Annotated in this window: 13 protein-coding genes and 2 pseudogenes; 7 read left to right on the top strand and 8 right to left on the bottom strand. The window is 73.5% G+C overall.

What is annotated here, in order from left to right; translation table 11 throughout:
* Positions 1 to 78 precede the first annotated feature (78 nt).
* On the bottom strand, positions 79 to 495 hold the full coding sequence (locus ACFSJS_RS23025) for a DUF6153 family protein (protein WP_380903469.1): 417 nt from the start codon (positions 493 to 495) through the stop codon (positions 79 to 81).
* Between the two features lie 934 nt (positions 496 to 1,429).
* Between ACFSJS_RS23025 and ACFSJS_RS23020 the strand changes: the two genes are divergently transcribed.
* Positions 1,430 to 2,809, top strand: a complete 1,380-nt coding sequence (locus ACFSJS_RS23020) for a Fic family protein (RefSeq protein ID WP_380903467.1) — start codon at positions 1,430 to 1,432, stop codon at positions 2,807 to 2,809.
* A gap of 71 nt (positions 2,810 to 2,880) precedes the next feature.
* Here ACFSJS_RS23020 and ACFSJS_RS23015 read toward each other — a convergent pair whose 3' ends face one another.
* Both ACFSJS_RS23015 and ACFSJS_RS23010 read right to left on the bottom strand, forming a co-directional pair.
* Positions 2,881 to 3,321: a DUF6892 domain-containing protein gene (locus ACFSJS_RS23015; protein WP_380903465.1), complete on the bottom strand. Its 441-nt coding sequence runs from the start codon at positions 3,319 to 3,321 to the stop codon at positions 2,881 to 2,883.
* A gap of 195 nt (positions 3,322 to 3,516) precedes the next feature.
* A complete protein-coding gene (locus ACFSJS_RS23010; RefSeq protein WP_380903463.1) occupies positions 3,517 to 5,085 on the bottom strand; it encodes a pectate lyase family protein in 1,569 nt (522 codons plus the stop codon).
* Between the two features lie 749 nt (positions 5,086 to 5,834).
* Between ACFSJS_RS23010 and ACFSJS_RS23005 the strand changes: the two are divergent.
* The 5 genes and pseudogenes from ACFSJS_RS23005 to ACFSJS_RS22985 form a co-directional block, all read left to right on the top strand.
* Positions 5,835 to 5,957, top strand: a pseudogene (locus ACFSJS_RS23005) (VOC family protein); the annotation flags it as partial.
* Positions 5,958 to 6,643: 686 nt separating this feature from the next.
* Positions 6,644 to 7,480 (top strand): alpha/beta fold hydrolase, encoded by an 837-nt coding sequence (locus ACFSJS_RS23000; protein ID WP_380903461.1) that lies wholly within the window; start codon positions 6,644 to 6,646, stop codon positions 7,478 to 7,480.
* Between the two features lie 167 nt (positions 7,481 to 7,647).
* On the top strand, positions 7,648 to 8,757 hold the full coding sequence (locus ACFSJS_RS22995) for an IS701 family transposase (protein WP_380903459.1): 1,110 nt from the start codon (positions 7,648 to 7,650) through the stop codon (positions 8,755 to 8,757).
* Between the two features lie 803 nt (positions 8,758 to 9,560).
* A complete protein-coding gene (locus ACFSJS_RS22990; RefSeq protein WP_380903457.1) occupies positions 9,561 to 10,412 on the top strand; it encodes a methyltransferase in 852 nt (283 codons plus the stop codon).
* Complete coding sequence (locus ACFSJS_RS22985; protein WP_380903455.1) at positions 10,333 to 10,791, top strand: transposase; 459 nt, start codon at positions 10,333 to 10,335, stop codon at positions 10,789 to 10,791. Before ACFSJS_RS22990 ends, ACFSJS_RS22985 begins: the two co-directional genes overlap by 80 nt.
* On the opposite strand, the gene ACFSJS_RS22980 is transcribed toward ACFSJS_RS22985, so the two are convergent.
* Positions 10,735 to 12,636 carry a helix-turn-helix domain-containing protein gene (locus ACFSJS_RS22980; RefSeq protein WP_380903453.1) on the bottom strand — a complete coding sequence of 634 codons (1,902 nt, stop codon included), beginning with the start codon at positions 12,634 to 12,636 and terminating at the stop codon, positions 10,735 to 10,737. The two genes, ACFSJS_RS22985 and ACFSJS_RS22980, sit on opposite strands and share 57 nt — an antisense overlap.
* A gap of 317 nt (positions 12,637 to 12,953) precedes the next feature.
* On the opposite strand from ACFSJS_RS22980, the gene ACFSJS_RS22975 reads away from it, so the two are divergent.
* Positions 12,954 to 13,859 (top strand): methyltransferase domain-containing protein, encoded by a 906-nt coding sequence (locus ACFSJS_RS22975; protein WP_380903451.1) that lies wholly within the window; start codon positions 12,954 to 12,956, stop codon positions 13,857 to 13,859.
* Here ACFSJS_RS22975 and ACFSJS_RS22970 read toward each other — a convergent pair.
* From ACFSJS_RS22970 to metF, 4 genes and pseudogenes are all read right to left on the bottom strand, one after another.
* Positions 13,825 to 15,015 (bottom strand): transaldolase family protein, encoded by a 1,191-nt coding sequence (locus tag ACFSJS_RS22970; RefSeq protein ID WP_380903449.1) that lies wholly within the window; start codon positions 15,013 to 15,015, stop codon positions 13,825 to 13,827. The genes ACFSJS_RS22975 and ACFSJS_RS22970 overlap by 35 nt on opposite strands.
* Positions 15,016 to 15,085: 70 nt before the next feature.
* Positions 15,086 to 15,460 (bottom strand): annotated as a pseudogene (locus ACFSJS_RS22965) (homocysteine S-methyltransferase family protein); the annotation flags it as partial.
* 22 nt (positions 15,461 to 15,482) lie between these two features.
* Positions 15,483 to 16,466 carry a carbohydrate kinase family protein gene (locus ACFSJS_RS22960; protein ID WP_380903447.1) on the bottom strand — a complete coding sequence of 328 codons (984 nt, stop codon included), beginning with the start codon at positions 16,464 to 16,466 and terminating at the stop codon, positions 15,483 to 15,485.
* A 28-nt stretch (positions 16,467 to 16,494) separates the two neighbouring features.
* Positions 16,495 to 17,451, bottom strand: coding sequence for a methylenetetrahydrofolate reductase [NAD(P)H] (gene metF / locus ACFSJS_RS22955; RefSeq protein ID WP_380903445.1), 957 nt, complete (start codon positions 17,449 to 17,451; stop codon positions 16,495 to 16,497).
* Positions 17,452 to 17,585: the final 134 nt, after the last annotated feature.

Here is a 17,585-nt window from a genome sequence, read left to right as displayed (position 1 = left end):
GGTGTCCATGGGACGAGGGCGTGCGAAGCGCGGCACCGAGCACCGGGGACAACCGGGCGGGGTGCCGTGCGGGCCGCTCTATATCCGCAGAAGTTGCAGCTCGGAGAGGTCGGGCGGCGCCCGGCCGCTCCCGGCCGACACCGCGGCCGGCACCGCCGGGACAGCAGCGGACGTGTCCGCCACCGCACCGGTCAGCGCGGGAGGCGTGTAGGCCGATCCGGTCCCGGCCGCCGCGCAGGTCTCGTCCGCGTGGTCGGGGTGGCCCGATCCGCCGTCCGCGGGCGGGCAGCCCTCGTCCGCCCGGTACGCGTCGGCCGCCTGGTGCGCGTCGGCCGGCCGGTCCGTCGCCATGGCGTGGCGGGTCTCGGCAGACGGGGGGAGCGCTCCGCCCGGGGCCAGGGCGTGCATGCCCAGCACACCGGTCAGCACCGCCATCACCAGCAGCACCAGACCGCGCCCGGCCGGACGGCTCGGCGCGTGGGTGCTGCGGATCATGCGCCCATCGTAGGGCCTGCCGTCGGGGACCGAACCCCTCCCCCTCCGCCCCGCGCTCCGAGCGCGCGTTCCCGGACACGGGGAGGCCCCCGGGGCAGCGGGAGTCCTCGGCGAGGGGATCGAATGCGGCGGTGCGCGAGCCGCAGCGGACTTCCGGCACGTTCGCGATCGGCGCGCTCCGGCGGCCGGTGCCGGGCCGAGGCCGAGGCCTGTGAAGCCGGCGTGCCCCGCACCGGGTCGCCGGGTCCGCGGTCCGTTTGCCGGGGCGCGGTGGTGGACCTCCCGGGCGATGCGGTCGGCGGGTCCTCGGGGGTGAGGTCCGCGGGGTCGAACCACCAGCCGGCCCCGCCCGGCTCGCGCCTCACGCCGGCACCGAGGCCCTCGCAGCCGTCGAGGTCGAAGCGCTCCCGCGGACCGCGGACGGTGTTGCGGTACCGGCACACCTCGATCACGGCCGGGGATCACCCGGTCGGTCGCGGGTGGGAGGCCCGCGTCGGAGAAGCTGTTCGCCGGCGCGCGGGGACTGCGGTTGCACGGCTCCACCTGCCGCGCCGCCTCGTCGGCGGGCTCGCCGGGGGCCCGCCCCCCCCCGCTGAGGACCGGCCTGTCGACGGAGTCGCCGTCGAGCCGGGCAGAGCGTGGCAGGCACTCGGCGACGAGCCTGGTCACCGTCGGCTTCCCGGCTCCCGGCAGCCCCGTCACGATCAGGCGGTCCCGCGTTTCGGCAGCGACCACACCCGCCGGCGTGGCAGCACGCCCGCGGCCGGCGTCCGCCTCTCCGGGGTGCGGTTCCCGCGGGCTGTCCGCTCCCCTCGCCCCGCTCACGGAGCGCCGGGTGCCGGGCGTCCCGGCGGTCACCACGGCAGGCGCACCTCCGCACCGTCGACGGGAAACTCATTCGAACGGGGGCCGGAGGGCGTGGCAGGCTTGCGCGGTGATCCCCGACCTGGCCCCCGGCTCCCTGCGCTGGGACGAGGTGGACCCCGCCCGTCATCCGTTCGACGCCGCGTCGGCGGCGGAGGCGGTGCACTCGCTCGGGCCGGCCCGGTGTGTGCCTCGCCGCCCCGACCTCCCCGCCTCCGATCCGGTGCTGATCGCCTGGAGCCGCGGCGAGGCCGAACTCTGGGCCCACGCCATGTCGCACGCCCTCCTCCAGCGCTACGGCCGCTGGGCCGTGGGCTGGCGCTGGGCGCACGACGAGGGGGACTTCGACGGCGGGCCGGTCGGGAGCTGGTGCTGCCCACGGGATTCGATCACCACTCCGACGGAGACGCTCGCCCGTGTCGTCGCGGCGCTGTGCGAGTGGCGCGGGTGGCTCGAGAGCCTCGCCCGGTGGTTCGAGGCGTATCCGCTGGAACTCGCCGGCGTCGAGGACCAGCGGATCCTGTGGGAGCGCGCTGCCCGGAACCTGATCCTGCAGGTGGTCGACCGCACCGGCTGCGGCAGCGGCTGGTACGGGCACTGCCGTCAGGTGCTCACCTGGTTCCTCGGCCGCTGGGGAGCCGCCCCCGGTGTCGCGCAGGGCCTGGTCGACGAGGCCATCGGCGGACGGTTCCGGAGCTGGACCGGTCCCGGCACGGTGCTGGTCGACGACGTGGCGGAGCGGCTCGCGCTGTCGCTGCGGCCGGGGAGCGGCACGCGCCGTGCCGAGCCGGCCCGGGACCACCTGCGGCACTGGCTCGCGGTGCGCGAGTCCGTGCCCTGGCACGAGGCACCGGACAGCGGCGCGGACGGACCGGTGGCCCCGTCCCGCGACGGCGCGGCGGAGGACATCCGGGCCTTCGACGGCGCCATCGACCCGGCCCGCGCCGAGGGCCTGCTCACCGCTGTGGAGCTGCTGCGGGCCGACGCGGCGCGCGGCGCCCCGCTCGACTTCGCGCTGCTCCGCAGATGGCAGCAGCACGTCCTGGGCGCCTCGCAGCCGCCGCCGTTCCGCAACTCGCCCGCCTTCGCCAAAGGGGGCCGGGAGCGCTACGGCATCGGCCCGGACACCCGTGCCCGCCTCGATGCCTGCCTGGCCGAGAGCGCACCGGGCGGCGGGCAGCCCCTCCCCCTGACCGCCCGCGCCGCGCGCGCCTGTCTCGACGTCTGCTTCTTCCACCCCTTCGACGACGGCAACGCCCGGTCCGCCTTCCTCGCCCTCGTCTTCGTCCTGGCCCGTGAGGGCATCGCGCTCGACGACGTCCGCCTGCTCCGCCGCGTCACCTTCCTGGCCGGCAGCGCCCAGGACCCTCTGATCCTCGCCCGGTACATCGGCATCCACATCACGGAGTCCCGCCGGCGCGCCGCCGCCCCCGGCTCCGCACCAGGCTGAGCGGCACCGCTCCGCTCACCACGGGGCGGCGACGCGCCCGTAGTGCCGAGGGGGTCCGCCGCGACGGCCGCTCAGGTGAGGGTGATGCCCCGGGCCGCGGCGATCTCGTGCTTGCCCGGGACGTCGAGCATGTCGGTGGCCCCGCCGTCGATGAGTCTGAGGTTGGGCAGCAGGTCGAGGTCGTCGAGCGAGCGGACGTCGAACAGGTCGTCCTCGCCGTCCCAGACCGGGGCGCACTCCATGTACACCTGGTGGCCGCCGTCGAGCGTCAGGGTGTCCACCGTCGCCAGCAGTTCGCCGCCGATCTCGAGCCGCTCGAAGAAGTCGCGGGCCTCGTCGAAGACCGTGAACGCCAGGCCGTTGTCGAAGGCGTGGAGTTGGAGGTCCCCGGTGAACCCCTTCGTCGTTCGCAGGTGCTCCTCCAGGCTGAACGCCGGGGTGAGCGTCTCGTCCCAGTACATGAGCTTCTCGACGACCAGCAGCTTGAAGTTGAAGTCACGGAAGACGGTCATGGGGAGCAGTCAACACCCCGGCTCTGACAGCGGTGAGGCTTCCGGAGGTCATGCCCCACGTCGTCTCGCCCCCGAACGGGCACGGCCGCCGCACCCGCGCCGCGGTACGCCCCGGGGACTGCGCCGGGCGGTCACCGGTGCGCCGCCCGGCGGGCCCGGGAGGACCGGGCCCGGACGGACGGCGCGACCGCGTCGCTACCCGGCGTAGGTCTCGAACTCGGCGACCTTCGGGGTGCCGGCCGAGCTGGTGATCTGGAAAGTGATCTTGCGCAGCGTGGTCTGGGGGAAGGTGATGACGCCCGCTCCGCTGCCGGAGGCCAGGACGGCGCCGGTGTCGGCGTTGACGACCCTCCAGGAACCGATGGTGCCCGCGGAGCCCGACGCCTCCCGAATGGCGATCGCGGAGACTGCGGTGGCGGAGCCCCACTTGATCGAAACGGAGCCGGTCGACCCGGCCGGCGACCAGTAGGTGGTCATGTCACCGTCCCGGACGTTGCCGTAGCTCGTCCCGTCGGCCTTGCTGGAGCCGTCGGAGCCGGCTCCGATGCTCAGGTTGGTCCCGCTGGGCTCGGTCGGCGTCGGCGCGGGAGTGGTGGGGTCCGGCGCGGGGGTCGTGGGGTCCGGTGCGGGGGTGGTGGGCGTCGGCGTCGGCGTCTGCGGTGAGCAGTTGCCGTCCGACACCCGCAGTCCCTTGCCGGCGCCCGCGGTCTGGCTCACGATGCCCGGCACGCATCCGGCGTCGTCGAGGCGGTAGGAGTAGGGGATGCCGACAGTGGTGTTGGACCGCGGGTCGGGACCGGCGGGGTTGGTGTCGCCGCCGGGGGCGGACCAGGTCACGTTGTCGTAGATGTTGCCGCTGACCTGCCAGTAGCCGGCCTCGTCGGTGTAGAAGGTGCCCAGGACGTCCTTGGAGTCCTCGAAGTAGTTGTTGTCCACCTTGGCGCGGGCTCCGGCCCGGGAGTTGATGCCGGAGTCGTTGATGCTCACGTAGTGGTTGTTGTACATGTGGCCGATGCCGCCGCGCAGCAGAGGCGTACGGGAGTCGATGTTCTCGTACAGGTTGTGGTGGTACGTCACGAAACCGTTCGAGCGGTCGCTCTCGCTGGACCCGACGAGGCCGCCGCGGCCGGAGTTGCGCAGGATGCTGTAGGACAGGGTCACGTACTGGGTGTTGTCCTTCATGTCGAAGAGGCCGTCGAACCCCTCCGACTCCCCGCCCGACGCCTCCAGGGTGACGTGGTCGACCCAGACGTTGCGGACGTCGCTCTCCATGCCGATGGCGTCGCCGCCGTTGGAGGTGGGCGAACCCGACTTCTTGACGTTCCGGACGGTCACGTTCTGGATGATGATGTTGCTGGACTCGCGGATGTGGATGCCCACCTGGTCGAAGACGGCACCCCTGCCGACCCCGACGATCGTGACGTTGCTGATCTGCTTGAGCTCGATCACGCCGGCGGCCGTGCTGCAGCTGTCGCCCGACACCTTGCCGGTGTTGCCGTGGTTGATGGTCCCCTCGACCTCGATGATGACCGGGGTGCTGCTTTCGGCCCGGTTGCACAGGGCCGCGTGGATCTCGGTTCCCGTGGTGGCCCGCACCGTCCGCCCGCCCGCACCGCCGGTGGTCCCACCGTTCTGGGTCGCGTAGCCGGTGGCGCTGCTGGTCACCGCCGATGCCTCGGGCATCGACAGGACCACGCCGGTCGCGACCGCAAGGGCCGCCGTGGCCAGCGCCGCGTGAAGTCGCAGTGCGACTGGTCGTCTCATCCTCGTCTCGCCTTTCGTCCTGGAATGCCGGATCTGTTGCCGCACGCCGCGGCGGTGCCGGTGCCGGCGGGCCGTCGGCCCGTCACCGGGCAGGCCGACGGCGGCCTGGAGGAGGGTGCTCCCCCGGTGCGGGTCGTGCCTGCCTTCCACCGCGGCCCGGACCTCGGGTCGTCAGTGCCGGCCACGAGGTCACCGTGGCCGTGCTCCCGCCCGTTTCGCCGACCCGTGCCGCCGGGCCGCGCCGATGGTGGCGCCACCCCGCACGCGGCGGACGCCGGAGCCGGTGGCGCAACCGGCCGCCTGGTGCCGGAAGCCGTCACAGCCGGCACCGCGATCGACGGCGCGGTGTGTCGTGTGGCGGAGTACGCCCTTTCCTTGCATGGCGCGTTGACATCTGGGTGGAGCCCTCGCACCGAGTCGGCGGCGACTCAAAACCGAGGTCGCAACAGGTGCTGAGGTGGCCGCCTCCAGCCAAACGGTTCTCGAGAACCGGGAAAGCGCTTTCTCTCCGTGAGGATAGGGCGGCATCTTTTGCCGTGACAAGACTCTGTCAGGCTGCGGAACGCGTTCTGCCGCATCTCATGCGGCGGCCGCCGTCCGCGGTCATCACCGCCCCGGGAACGGCGTCTTGGGGTCCGCTCCCGTCCCGGGGAGCGCGGCTGCGACCCGTGGCCGCCTGGGAGGTGACGAGGGGTGAGGAACACCGGAACGGCAACCGGCACCGGCCGGTTGCCTCACCATGGGGTTCGGAGTCGGCGCAGGCGGATGACGCCGCAAGCGAGTCGGAGCGGGCCGAGCAGCCGTACGGCATCCGCGACTGCGCCTTCCGCGACCCCGCGGGCAATCCGGTCCGCATCCAAGAGGTCCGCTGAGCCGTCCGGCCACCGGTCCGGCCCCGGCAGCCGGCTGCCGGGGCCGGGCGCGCACGCATCACGGCGCAACGCCTGAGCGGCCTCGGTGTCACCGGGGTCTGCTGGGCGGTCGGCTGACCGGCTTCCGGCCCGCGACCGGTGCCCTGATCCGGGGACTCGCCGGCAGCGGGCGGCCGGCGGACCGGCTCGGTCCTGGGTGCTGCAGCCGTCGCCGCGCTCCTGGTCCGGTCCGCTCCGTGTTCGAAAGGGCGGTTCCCGGCGCCTTTCCGACGGGCCGAGCGATGGTGCCGGTGGTTCTTCCGCCACCGGGACCGCAGCCCTGGCGTCGGGGCCCCCACGGGACCCGGCACGGCCCGCCCCGGCCCTCCGCAGAGCCGGCGCGGCCCCGGAACCCTGGCGCGGGGCGCCGCCGTCACATCACGTAGAGTCGCCCCGCATCCCGTGGCCCGGCCCCCTCGCTGCCCGAAGGGCCTCTCGCCGACGGGCGCGGTGGCGCGCCCGCGGGGCGCCGGGGGCGGTCGCCCCAGCCGCGCGGGAGCGCCGCGCGCCGTGTCCTTCACGGCGGCTCGCCCGGATCGGTACCCGGCGTTCCGGTTGCTGGTTGAGAAGCTGTCCCTCGTGTACGCGGCACCGGTCCGGGGCGTGTACGCCGCAGTCGAACGCACACTCAGAAAAGGAAGGCCGCCTTGGAGACCTGGCGCTTGCATCGGACTTACGACAGCCCCTCCGGGACCGTCCGCTGGGACCGGCTGGGACCGCAGGACGGGGAACCGGTGGTCCTGATGCACGGTACTCCGTTCTCCTCCTACGTGTGGCAGGAGATCGCCCATGCGCTGGCGGCCCGGCATCACCAGGTGTTCGTGTGGGACATGCCCGGCTACGGAGCGTCCGAGAAGTTCGACGGCCAGGACGTGTCGCTCGCGGCGCAGGGAGAGGTGTTCAGCGGGCTCCTGGAACACTGGGGGCTGTCCGACCCCTCGGTGATCGCACACGACTTCGGCGGATGCGTGTCCCTGCGCGCCCACCTCCTGCACAAGGCGGAGTACCGCAGGCTGGCGCTGGTCGACCCCGTCGCGCTCGCCCCGTGGGGCTCCCCCTTCTTCCGCCTCGTCGGGGAGAACACCGAGGTCTTCGAACAACTCCCGCCGCCGCTGCACCGTGCGCTGGTGCGGGAGTACATCGCCTCGGCGAGTCACAAGGGACTGCGCCCCGACACGGCCGACGCCCTCCTCTCCCCCTGGTCCGACGAGACGGGGCAGGCGGCGTTCTACCGCCAGATCGCCCAGGCCGACCAGCGCTTCACCGACGAGATCCAGGGGCTGTACCCCGAGATCACCGTTCCCGTCACCGTGTGCTGGGGTGAACAGGACACCTGGATCCCCGTCGCGCGCGCCCATGAACTGGCGACCCTCATCCCCGGTGCGCGGCTGCGCCTCATCCCCGGCGCCGGCCACCTCGTTCCCCTGGACGCGCCCGCCCTGCTCCTGGCCGAGCTGCTCGCCTTCCTCACCACGACCGGGTGAGGGGCAGGGCCGTGGTGGTGACCCGGTCACCGCCACGGCCCGCCCCGGCCGTGGAACCGCCCCGGGGGAGGCGCCGGGCGCGGTGGTGGGGCCACCGGCCCACCCGGAGAGTGGTGTGACCGTCACACCTGGCCACGGGTTCCGGACCGCGGGAAGTCTGTTGTGCCATGGCAGACATCACCACGGATCTGTGTGTCGCCCTGTTCGCCGAGTTCCGGCGTTACGACCAGCGCGTGCGGGCGCGTCAGTACGTCGACGGGCTGCTCGCCGCCGAGGGGCGCAAGTCGATCGCCAACATCGCCGCGGCCATGGGTGTCCCGGGTGACGCGCAGCGTCTGCACCACTTCGTCAGCAACGCGCACTGGGAGTGGGACCCCCTGCGCAGAACTCTGATCCGCTACCTGGGGAGCGCAGTCCGCAGCCGCGCGTGGACCATCGGACCGGTTTCCATCCCCAAGGCGGGCCGGCACAGCGTCGGAGTCGGGAGGCACTTCCCGGTCGACGCGCACCAGGTGGTGAACGGGCAGCAGGCCTACGGTCTGTGGCTGGCCTCCGAGCACTTGGCCGCGCCCGTCAGCTGGCGCCTGCTCCTGTCGGACCGGTGGCGGGAGGGCCGCAGGCCCGGTGGCGCGGACGAGGACGTCTGCGGGCTGCTGGGCGAGGCGCGGTCGTGGGGGGATCCCTCCCTCCCGGTCCTGGTCGACGCGCGGGGGCTGCCGGAGGAGGGTCTGCTGGCCTCACGGCACCTGCTCGGGGGGCCGCCCCTGGCGGTGCGGGTCAGTGGGCGGGTCCCCGCGGTCCCCGGTCATCCGGCGCTGGCCGGTGGGCGGCGGCGCCCCGTGCCGGTGCGGAAGGTCCTCGACACCGCCCGCCGGCTGGGCTTGGCCCCTGCTGCGGACCGGCACCGCCGCAGTACGGGTACGGCGACGGCCCGGGTGCGGCTGTCCGGCTGCGGACCGGCCTCCGAGTCCGTGCTGGCCTTCGGCGTGTGGCGCGAGCCGCACCGTCCGCCCTCGGAGGTGTGGCTGACCAACATGCGCTCGGCCACCCCGGCGTCGCTGCTGCGGCTCACCCGTCTGCCCCACCGCTCCGCCGAGGGCTGGCGCACCAAAGGGGCGGACGTCGGACTGCGCGACTTCGAGGGCCGGTCGCTGCGGGGCTGGCACCGGCACATGACCCTGGCATCGTGCGCCTACGCGATCAGCACACTGAACGCCACGGGAGCGGTGCCTCGCCACGGGCACCCGGCACACCGCTGCGCGGAAGTCTCCGCGTGAACGGGGTCCGGCCCTCGCCCCCTGCCGCCCGTGCCCCGCACGAAGGCCGGGGCCTGCCGCGGAAGTGGGTCCCGGCCGTGAGCGACCAGGTCCTGCGGGGCGTGGTGACCTGACGGACAGCCGGCGGGTGCGTCCGGAGCCGTTGCCGCCGCGGGGCATCGAACAGGGCCGGGAGCCTCTGGCTGTGCCGCTCAGAGCCGGGCAGCGGGGGGCATCCCGCAGTCCGGGCCGGTCCCGGAGGCGATCCGAGCGCCCCGGTCCGGTCGAGGGCGGCCTCGCCGCCGAGTTCACCTGCGAGGACGCGGATCCAAGGCGGCCGTGCCGGCCGCAGCCTCGACGAGCGGTTGTGGGCAGCGCCTTCACGGCGGTCCCAGACTCCCGGCTCCTTGAGGTGTTCGAGGTCGTCAGGGATCGCCTCCTGCACACCGGCATCCCGGTCGGACTCGAAGAGCTGTGGCGGTTCCCACGGGCCCGCCGTTGCTTCCCCGGCGACCGTGCGTCCACGAGCGCCCTCAGGGACGAGGGCTGTTCCCACGACGGGCCCGAAGCCGCGCCTCCCCCTCCTGTGGGGCGCGGAGGCGTGAGCTTCGCCGGTGCCCGTAGACTCGTGGCGTGGCATTCACGAGCACCCCGCACTGCTTCCTGTGATCGGAAGACGCCGAGGGCGATGCCGGACGGCGTCGCCCTCCCCGGTGTGCCCGCTGCGTGAATCATGTTCCCGACGCTGCCGCTCCTTCCCGAGGCAGTGAGGTTCTGAGCGCGCGTGCAGGCACGGTCTCTTCCCTTCGTTCCAGGAGTGCTTCGTGCCCGTGCCGTTTCCCCCTGCCCTCGAACTGTCTCTCGACCTGCTGCGCTGTCCGACGTGCCGCACGCGCCGCCTGAACTCCGGCCTCGGCGCGCTGCGTTGCGCGGTGGGCCACACCTTCGACATCGCCCGCCACGGCTACGCCAGTCTGCTCCCGGGCACCCGCGCCACCAGCGGCGACGACGCGGCCATGGTCCGGGCCCGGGACCGCTTCCTGTCCACCGGCACCTACGCGCCCATCCGCGAAGCCGCGGCCCGTCTGGCGGCCGATGCCGCGTCCGAGCGGGCCACGGTCGTGGACGTGGGCTGCGGCACGGGCCACTACCTGGCCGGCGTACTCGACCAACTGCCCGGCGCCCGTGGTCTGGGGCTGGACACATCGGTGCGTGCCTTGCGCTCGGCGGCCCGTGCCCACGATCGAGCCGCCGCGGTGGCCTGGGACGTCTTCCGCCCCTTCCCGCTGGCCGGCGGGACGGCCGATGTCGTGCTGGACGTGTTCGCACCGCGCAACCCGGCCGAGTTCCACCGCGTGCTGCGCCCGACCGGCCGGCTGGTCGTGGTCCGACCCACCGGTCGGCACCTGGCCGAGCTGCGCGGCCGGGTACCGGCCATGGTCACGATCGACCCGGCCAAGGAGCAGCGCCTGCACCGGGCGCTCGACCCCTTCTTCGAGGCCGTCGTCACCGAACAGGTGGAGTACTCCGCGTCACTGGCCGAGCGGGATGCCCTGGATCTGGTGGCGATGACGCCGAGCGCACGCCACGTGAGCCGTGCGGACCCGAACGACGACGGCCGCCTGCCCGATCAGGTCACCGTCTCCGTGCTGGCCACCGCCTACCGGCCTCGGTGACCGCGAGCGGACGCATGCGCCTGCCGACCGACGAGCAGCGGGTACGCCTGGTGCCCTGCCTTCCCGCAGCGCCGGGAAGGCAGGGCGGCCGTTCGCCTGCCACCGCCGCACCATCGAAGGGGTCGTCTGCCGCTGCCGCACCGGCACCGGCTGGAGGGACCTGTTCCGCGAGGCGTCCGGTCCCCGGCAGACGGCATGGAAGCGCCGCCGCCGGTGGGCAGCGGCCGGCACCAGCGGCTCGATCCGGTCCCGCATCGCATCAGTGATCGCTGTTCGGACGGACACATCCGGTCAACTGGCCAACCGGTCAAAGAGGCACGCGCTAGTCGTCGCGCCGCCTGCGCAGTATGTGGTGCGTGCGGTGGAGGCGGAGTGCTAACTGCACCTCGAGCGCCCGTTCCGGCTTGGACCAGTCCCGGCCGAGGAGTTCCGACACCCGTTCCAGGCGCCGGGAGACCGTGTTGGGGTGCACGTGCAGCAGTTCCGCCGCACGGGTGGGGCTGCCGCCGGCCGAGAAGTACATGTCCAGCGTCCTGGTCAGCTCGGTCAGCCGCTGCGCGTCGTAGTCGAGCACGGGCCCTATGGTGGCCCGCACGAAGGTGCCCGTGTCGTTGTCGTCGGAGAGCAGGACGCCCAGGAAGCCCAGTTCCTCGACCGAGGCGGAGGCGCCGGTGCTGTCGAGTGCGACGAGCGCCTCCAGGCAGCGCATGGCCTCCTGGTACGCCTTGCGGACGCCTTCCAGGCCGTGGACCGGGCCGCCGGCACCCACGGTGACGGGATGTCCCAGGGCCGAGGTCAGCTCGTCGGCCACCCGCCGCGCCCAGGCTCCCGCGGCCTGCCCCCGGTCGGTCCCTTCGTCGCCTTGTCCGGGCGGAAGGGGCAGCAGCAGTGCGATACGGCCGCCCTGGACGCTTCTGAGCCCTCCCGTGCGCCGCGCGTACGACGCGGCCCAGCTGGCGGCGCGCCCCGCCGTACCGCCTTCGGGACGGATGACGGCGACCACGAATTCCCTGTCGGGCAGGATGCCCAGTCTGCCCGCCCGGGCGGTGAGCTGTTTCAGGGGCCTTCTCGGGACCGACAGCAGGTCCTCGAACAGCTCGTCGCGCAGCGGGCCCGCCGCCTCCTCGTCGCCGTGCTGTATGCGCAGGAGGACGGCCATGGCCTGGGCGGCTGTGCGCAGCCGTTTCACGCCGGTCCCGTCCAACCCCTCCCGTGGGTTCAGCAGGAGTACGGCGAGTTCCTCGCTCCCCGCCCGCACCGGAGCCACCCAGGTCCCGTTCCCCCGCGGGAGAGGGACGGGTTCGTTCCGCTGGTAGGCGGTCCGGGCCGCGGCGTTCAGGTCGTTCCCGTCGAACGGCGGTATCCGACCGCAGGCGGAGAGCGGTCTGCGCTCCACGTCCAGCACCAGCGCGGCCCCCTCGAACGCTTCGGCCACCTCGGCCGTCAGCTCCCCGAGGTCACCGCCCTCCAGGACCCGTTCGACGAGGTGGCCGTACAGCTCGCCGAAGTGGCGGAATCCGGACAGCTCGGCCACGTCCGAGTTCCTGCGCTCGAGGATGCGCGCCTTCTCTATGGCCACGGCCGCGAGGCCGCCGAGGGAGCTCATCAACGACACGTCGCCCACGCTGAAGTGCCGCACGTTGCGATCCGCCGCGTACAGCACGCCGAAGGTGTCGGCACCGGAGGTCAGGGGCGCGGCGATGATGGCGCGCAGCCCCTCCGCCCGCACGATCTCGTCCAGGACGGGCGAGCGGCGGACGCTGTCGTCGGCCAGGTAGTCGGGGGTCCAGATGGGGACGCCCTTCCTGGCGGAGGCGTCGCCCAGACCGGCATCATGGGGTACCCGGTAGCCGACCGTGAGGGCGGAGGCATGTCCGTCGGCCGTGCGCACGTAGCTGTCGCCGGTCGTCCCGTCCCGGAAGCTAATGTAAGACATGTCCATGCCAAACAGGGTTCGCGTGCGGCGCGTGACGATCCTCAGCAGCTCGTCCAGGTCGTGGGGGAGGGCCAGGTCGCGCGCGGCGTCGACCAGCGCAGCCAACTCCGCCTCACGCTGCTGCCGCCTCTCGAACAAGGAGTGCACGTGGAGGGCCAGATCCCCCGCGCGTGCCAGAAGGGGGACTTCCTCGGCGTCGAACCCGCCGCTCAGCCGGGCGTCACGCACCGCCTCCTCTATGCGGGCCTGCGGTGCCTCCGCCGCCAGGAGCTCCAGAAGGGTGAGCACCGCCGAGGTCCCCGACGGGGCCCCACCACCGAATCCCGACCGCTGAACCCGTTCCACGCCGCCTCCGCCCTGCCCGTGTCATAGTCAGCGCTCCGCGGTGGCCGGCCTGCCGGCCCCCCGAACACTCATGCCCGCGCTCGCGTCGATTTCTCCCTCCGACTGCGGAATCACCTCACGAACGGTTCCCAGGCCACCATCGGGAAGCCAAGTCCTGTCACTGGGTCACCTTCCCGAACACGACAGTGCTCGGCAAGGTTGGCGGGCGGCCACCGAGCCTGCCCGCCCCGTACGACGCCGACCCCCTCACAGGAGGTTCGATGCCGGACATACGCAGCCACCTCAAGTCGATCGAGCGGAGCCGGAGGTCCCTCACCCGAGCCGACCGCCCCCGCGAGTTCTCCCTGCTCGGCCACCGCTGGGACCTGTTCGACCAGGTCTTCGCCCCCCTCTACTCCCCTTCCACGAGGGTCGCCGCGGAGTTCCTGGGCCTGACGGACCCGGCACGGAGCAGGCCCCCGTCCTCCATGCTGGAGATCGGCTGCGGCACCGGGGTCATCGCGGTCCAGGCCGCCCGCGCCGGATGCCCCTCCGTGGTCGCGGCGGACATCAATCCGCACGCCGTGGAGAACACCCGGGTCAACGCGCTGCGACACGGTGTCGCGGACCGCGTCACGGCGGTCCGAAGCGACCTGTTCTCCGGTCTTCCGCAGGGGGCCCGCTTCGAGTGGATCTTCTGGAGCTCGAACTACGTGCAGGCCCCTCCCGACTACACCTACCGGTCCGTCCACGAGCGCGCCTACGTGGACGCCGGCTACCGCACCCACCGCCGTTACCTCTCCGAGGTCACGGACCACCTGACCGACGACGGGGTCGCCCTGCTGCACTTCTGCGACAGGGGCGACCCGGACCGGCTGGAGCGGATCGCCGCGGACCACGACCGCGAACTGCACTGCCTCGCCGACAGGACGGTCATGGAGGGCGAGGACCCCATCAGGCACATGCTGCTGCAGATCCGGCCCGTGCGCGCCCGCGAGGAGAAGCGGCCCGCGGTGGAAGCCGGGGCCGCGGACGGCTCCGGCCGGATCCGGGACCGCGGGCCGCGGGCCGCGTCGCGCCCGCACCCCTCCCCCACGGTCCGCCCCGGGGGCGGGGTCCCCACCGGCCCGCAGGCCCCCTCGCCGCCGTGCGCTACCCCTCCCCCGCCCCACGGGAGCCCGAGGTGATCGCCCGCACCCTGTCGAGCAGGCGATCGCGGCCGCTCACCAGACGTTCCAGTTGGACCGCCCCCAACTCGCCGGCGAGGCACTCCAGACGCACACCCCGCCTGCGCAGTGCGGCAAGCGTCGCGCGGGCAGCCGGCGCCTCCCCCGTCAGGGAGTCACCGCACGGCCTCGCCCGCCGGGCGACCTCCACGACGGCCTCCCGGGACAGGACATGCGCCGTCCGCCACGCCACGATCTCCTCCACGTGACGGACCCGCCTGCTCAGGTACCCGGTGGCCCCGGTGCCCGGGTCCTCCCCGCCCCGGCGGGTGCCGGAGAACGCCCAGACCAGCCGGTGCGGCCGCGCACCGGCCTCCCACAGGGCGCGCCACCGGTCCGTGTCCAGGCTCCGCTCGTGCAGCTCGTACACCCTGCGGGCCAGAGCGAGTGCCACACGGCCCCGCAGCCGGTCGGCGGCACCCACCCTGCCGTCCACCTCGATCTCGACGGAGGCCGGCTCCAGGGAGGCCACGCAGACTCCGCTGACCGGGGCGCGCCCCGCACGGCACGCCCGCTCCATTCCCTCCCAGCAGGCCTCCAGGACCTCGGCGTACTGCTCCGGCGAGTGGACGAGGGTGGCGTTCACGCTGATCCCCTCGCTCACGCACTCGCTCACCACCGCCAGGCCCGAGGGCGTGGCCGGCACCTTCAGCAGGAGGTTCGGACGCCGTACGGAGAGGGAGAGCGCACGCGCCTCGGCCATGGCCGAGGCGCTGTCGTGGGCCGTCCGCGGATCCAGTTCCAGGCAGACCCAGCCGTCGAGGCCGCGAGCCGCGGTGTGGACCGGTGCCAGCAGGTCGCACGCCAGACGGGCGTCGTGCGCGTGCAGCGAGCGGACGATGTCGGGCGGCGCCACACGCCACCGCGCAAGCATGTCGATCTGGTTGCGGTACGAGTGCTCGTGGTGTCCCGCGAGTTGCCCGAGCATGGCCGCCGAGGAGAGGTCGAGTCCCGTTGCGACTCCCCGGCCGACCCAGGGCTTCAGCGAGCCGTCGGTGAACTCGTCGCGGGCCACGTCGTCGAGCCAGACGGACACCCCTTCCGCCGCCAGATCCCGCAGGACCGTGCTCCGGGCGGCCCGCTCCGCGGCGGCTCCGCTCCCTTGGCCGACCGGCATGGTGGCTCTCTCAGCGCGTGTCGAAGTACGTGGCGTCGGGGTGGTGGAGGGCAAAGGCGCCCCCGACCGCGGCCGTGCCCTGCCGGGACGGCACCGCCTGGTACAGCGGCGCCGCTCCCGCCTCCGGGCGCGGATCCCGCGCGGCCGGGGCCGCCCCTCCGCCCCGCTCCACCAGTGCCGGCGGATGCTCCGGCGTGGTCACGCGGCAGCCTCCCACCGGCGGCGGCCCGTACTCGGCGGCGAGGCCCTCCTGCGCCCCGGCGAGCTCCCCGGGGGTGAGGGGATGGCGGGCGCCCCCGGCGGTCGGCTCCGGCAGCCCGGCGCTGGGCAGGCACGGGATCGGCACCCGGGCGTTCCGGCCCGGGCGGCGCAGGTGCTCGCTCGCCTCCGCCGGGCCCGCGGCGCAGTCCGGCCCGATCATGTCGATGCCCGGCGGCTCCGGCGCCGCCGTCCGCGACGTCCCGGGGTCACGGCAGCCGGTCCAGGTTCGGGGCGAGCAAGGATGCGACCGAGGCACCGTAGGCGGCCGAGATACGGGCCAGGAGCGCCGACGGCGACACCGTGTACTGCTGCGGGCCCACCGCCTCCAGGGCGGTCGTGGCCATGGCGCAGCCCAGGGCGACGGCCGCGTGCATCGGCATGTCCCAACCGCACGCGGCGAGGAAACCGGACCGGAACGCGTCTCCCACCCCCGTCGGATCGACCGCGCGCACCGCGGGGACGGCGGGGAAGGCCTGCGTCCCCGTACCGTCCGAGACGATCCGGACTCCCTCCGCCCCGCAGGTGGTGATCCAGGTGCCGACGCGGGCCGGCACCTCCCGCGGGCCCCAGCCGGTGCGTTCCATGAGCAGGGCGGCCTCGTACTCGTTGGTGAACAGCCAGCGCGCCCCGTCCACCAGTTCCCGCACCTCACCGCCGTCGAGGCGGGCGAGCTGCTGGGAGGGGTCGGCCGCGAAGGGGATGCCGAGCTCCCGGCACTGGCGGGTGTGCCGCACCATCGCCGCCGGATCGTTGGGGGCCACCAGCACCAGATCGGGCGAGCCGTCGTCCTCGAAGAGTCGTGCAAGGTCGATGAGGCCGGCTTCGGCCATGGCACCGGAGTAGAAGGAAGCGATCTGATTCTGCTGCGAGTCGGTCGTGCACATGAAGCGCGCGGTCTGCCGGCTGTTCGACACGCGCACGTGCCGGGTGTCGACGCCGTGTTCTTTCAGCCACACCTCGTACTCGCCGAAGTCGGTGCCGACGGCGCCGACGAGAACCGGGGTGAGCCCGAGCACCCCCAGGCCGAAGGCGATGTTGGCCGCCACTCCCCCGCGCCGTACTTCCAGGTCCTCGACGAGGAAGGAGAGCGACACGTGATCGAGTTGTCCGTCGATCAGCTGGTCGGAGAACCGGCCGGGAAAGGTGGCCAGGTGGTCTGTCGCTATGGATCCGGTGACGGCTGTGCGCACGGCGTCCTACCTCGGTGTCGGCTGGATGTCAGCGGTCGGCTGCGAGGACATGGGGTCTCCTCGGGTCCGGGGCGGTCGGGGTGCCCAGGATGTTCTGGTGGATCTCGATCGTCGCCGTGGACTTGTTCAGGGTGATGTAGTGCAGCCCGGGGGCGCCCTCGGCCAGCAGCCGCTCGGCCATGGCGGTGGCGTACTCCACCCCGACGCGGTGGCCGTCGGCGGGCCGGTCGCGGGCCGCCTCCAGCCGGTGGGCCAGGTCCTCGGGGAAGGCCGCGCCCGACAGTTCGGCGAAGCGGGCGATCTGCCGCACGTCGGTGGCGGGCATGATCTCCGGAATGATGGGGACGTCGCAGCCGGCGGCGGCCACCGCGTCCCGCAGCCGCAGGTAGTCCTCGACGTGGAAGAACATCTGGGTGATGGCGTAGTCGGCGCCGGCGCGGCACTTGGCCACGAAGTGCCGGATGTCGCTCTCCCAGTCCGGCGAACGCGGATGCTTCTCGGGGAAGGCGGCCACCCCGACCCCGAAGTCGCCCATCTCCTTGACCAGCGAGACCAGCTGGTGGGCGTGGGTGAAGCCCTGCGGATGCGGGATCCACGCACCGTTGGGATCACCGGGCGGGTCACCGCGCAGGGCCAGGACGTCCCGCACCCCCGCATCGGCGTACCGGCCGATGATGTGCCGCAGCTCGGCCGCGGAGTGGCCGACGGCGGTCAGGTGCGCCACCGGCCGCAGCGTGGTCTCCGCGGCGATCCGCCGGGTCACCTCCACCGTCCGGTCCCGCGACGCCCCGCCCGCACCGTAGGTCACCGAGACGAAGGACGGCGCGAACGCCTCGACCCGGCGGATCACCTCCCACAGAGCACGCTCACCCTGCCCGGTCCTGGGCGGGAAGAACTCGAAGGAGAACGAACGCCGGCCGGCCGCCGGCACCTCCCGTCGCGGTACGGGCGGCCTGCACGCCCCGTTCCTGTTCCCGGTGGGCATCGTTCCGGCACCTTTCGGTCAGCGGGACTCGGAGGCGTGGCGCCTCAGCGCGTCGGCGCGGTCGGTGCGTTCCCAGGTGAAGTCGGGCAGTTCGCGGCCGAAGTGGCCGTAGGCGGCCGTCTGGGCGTAGATCG

The organism is Streptomyces desertarenae, assembly GCF_042681365.1.
Taxonomy (GTDB): Bacteria; Actinomycetota; Actinomycetes; order Streptomycetales; family Streptomycetaceae; genus Streptomyces; species Streptomyces desertarenae.
The sequence above is the reverse complement of the archived record's forward strand: the minus strand, read 5'-3'. Positions and strand labels throughout refer to the sequence as shown.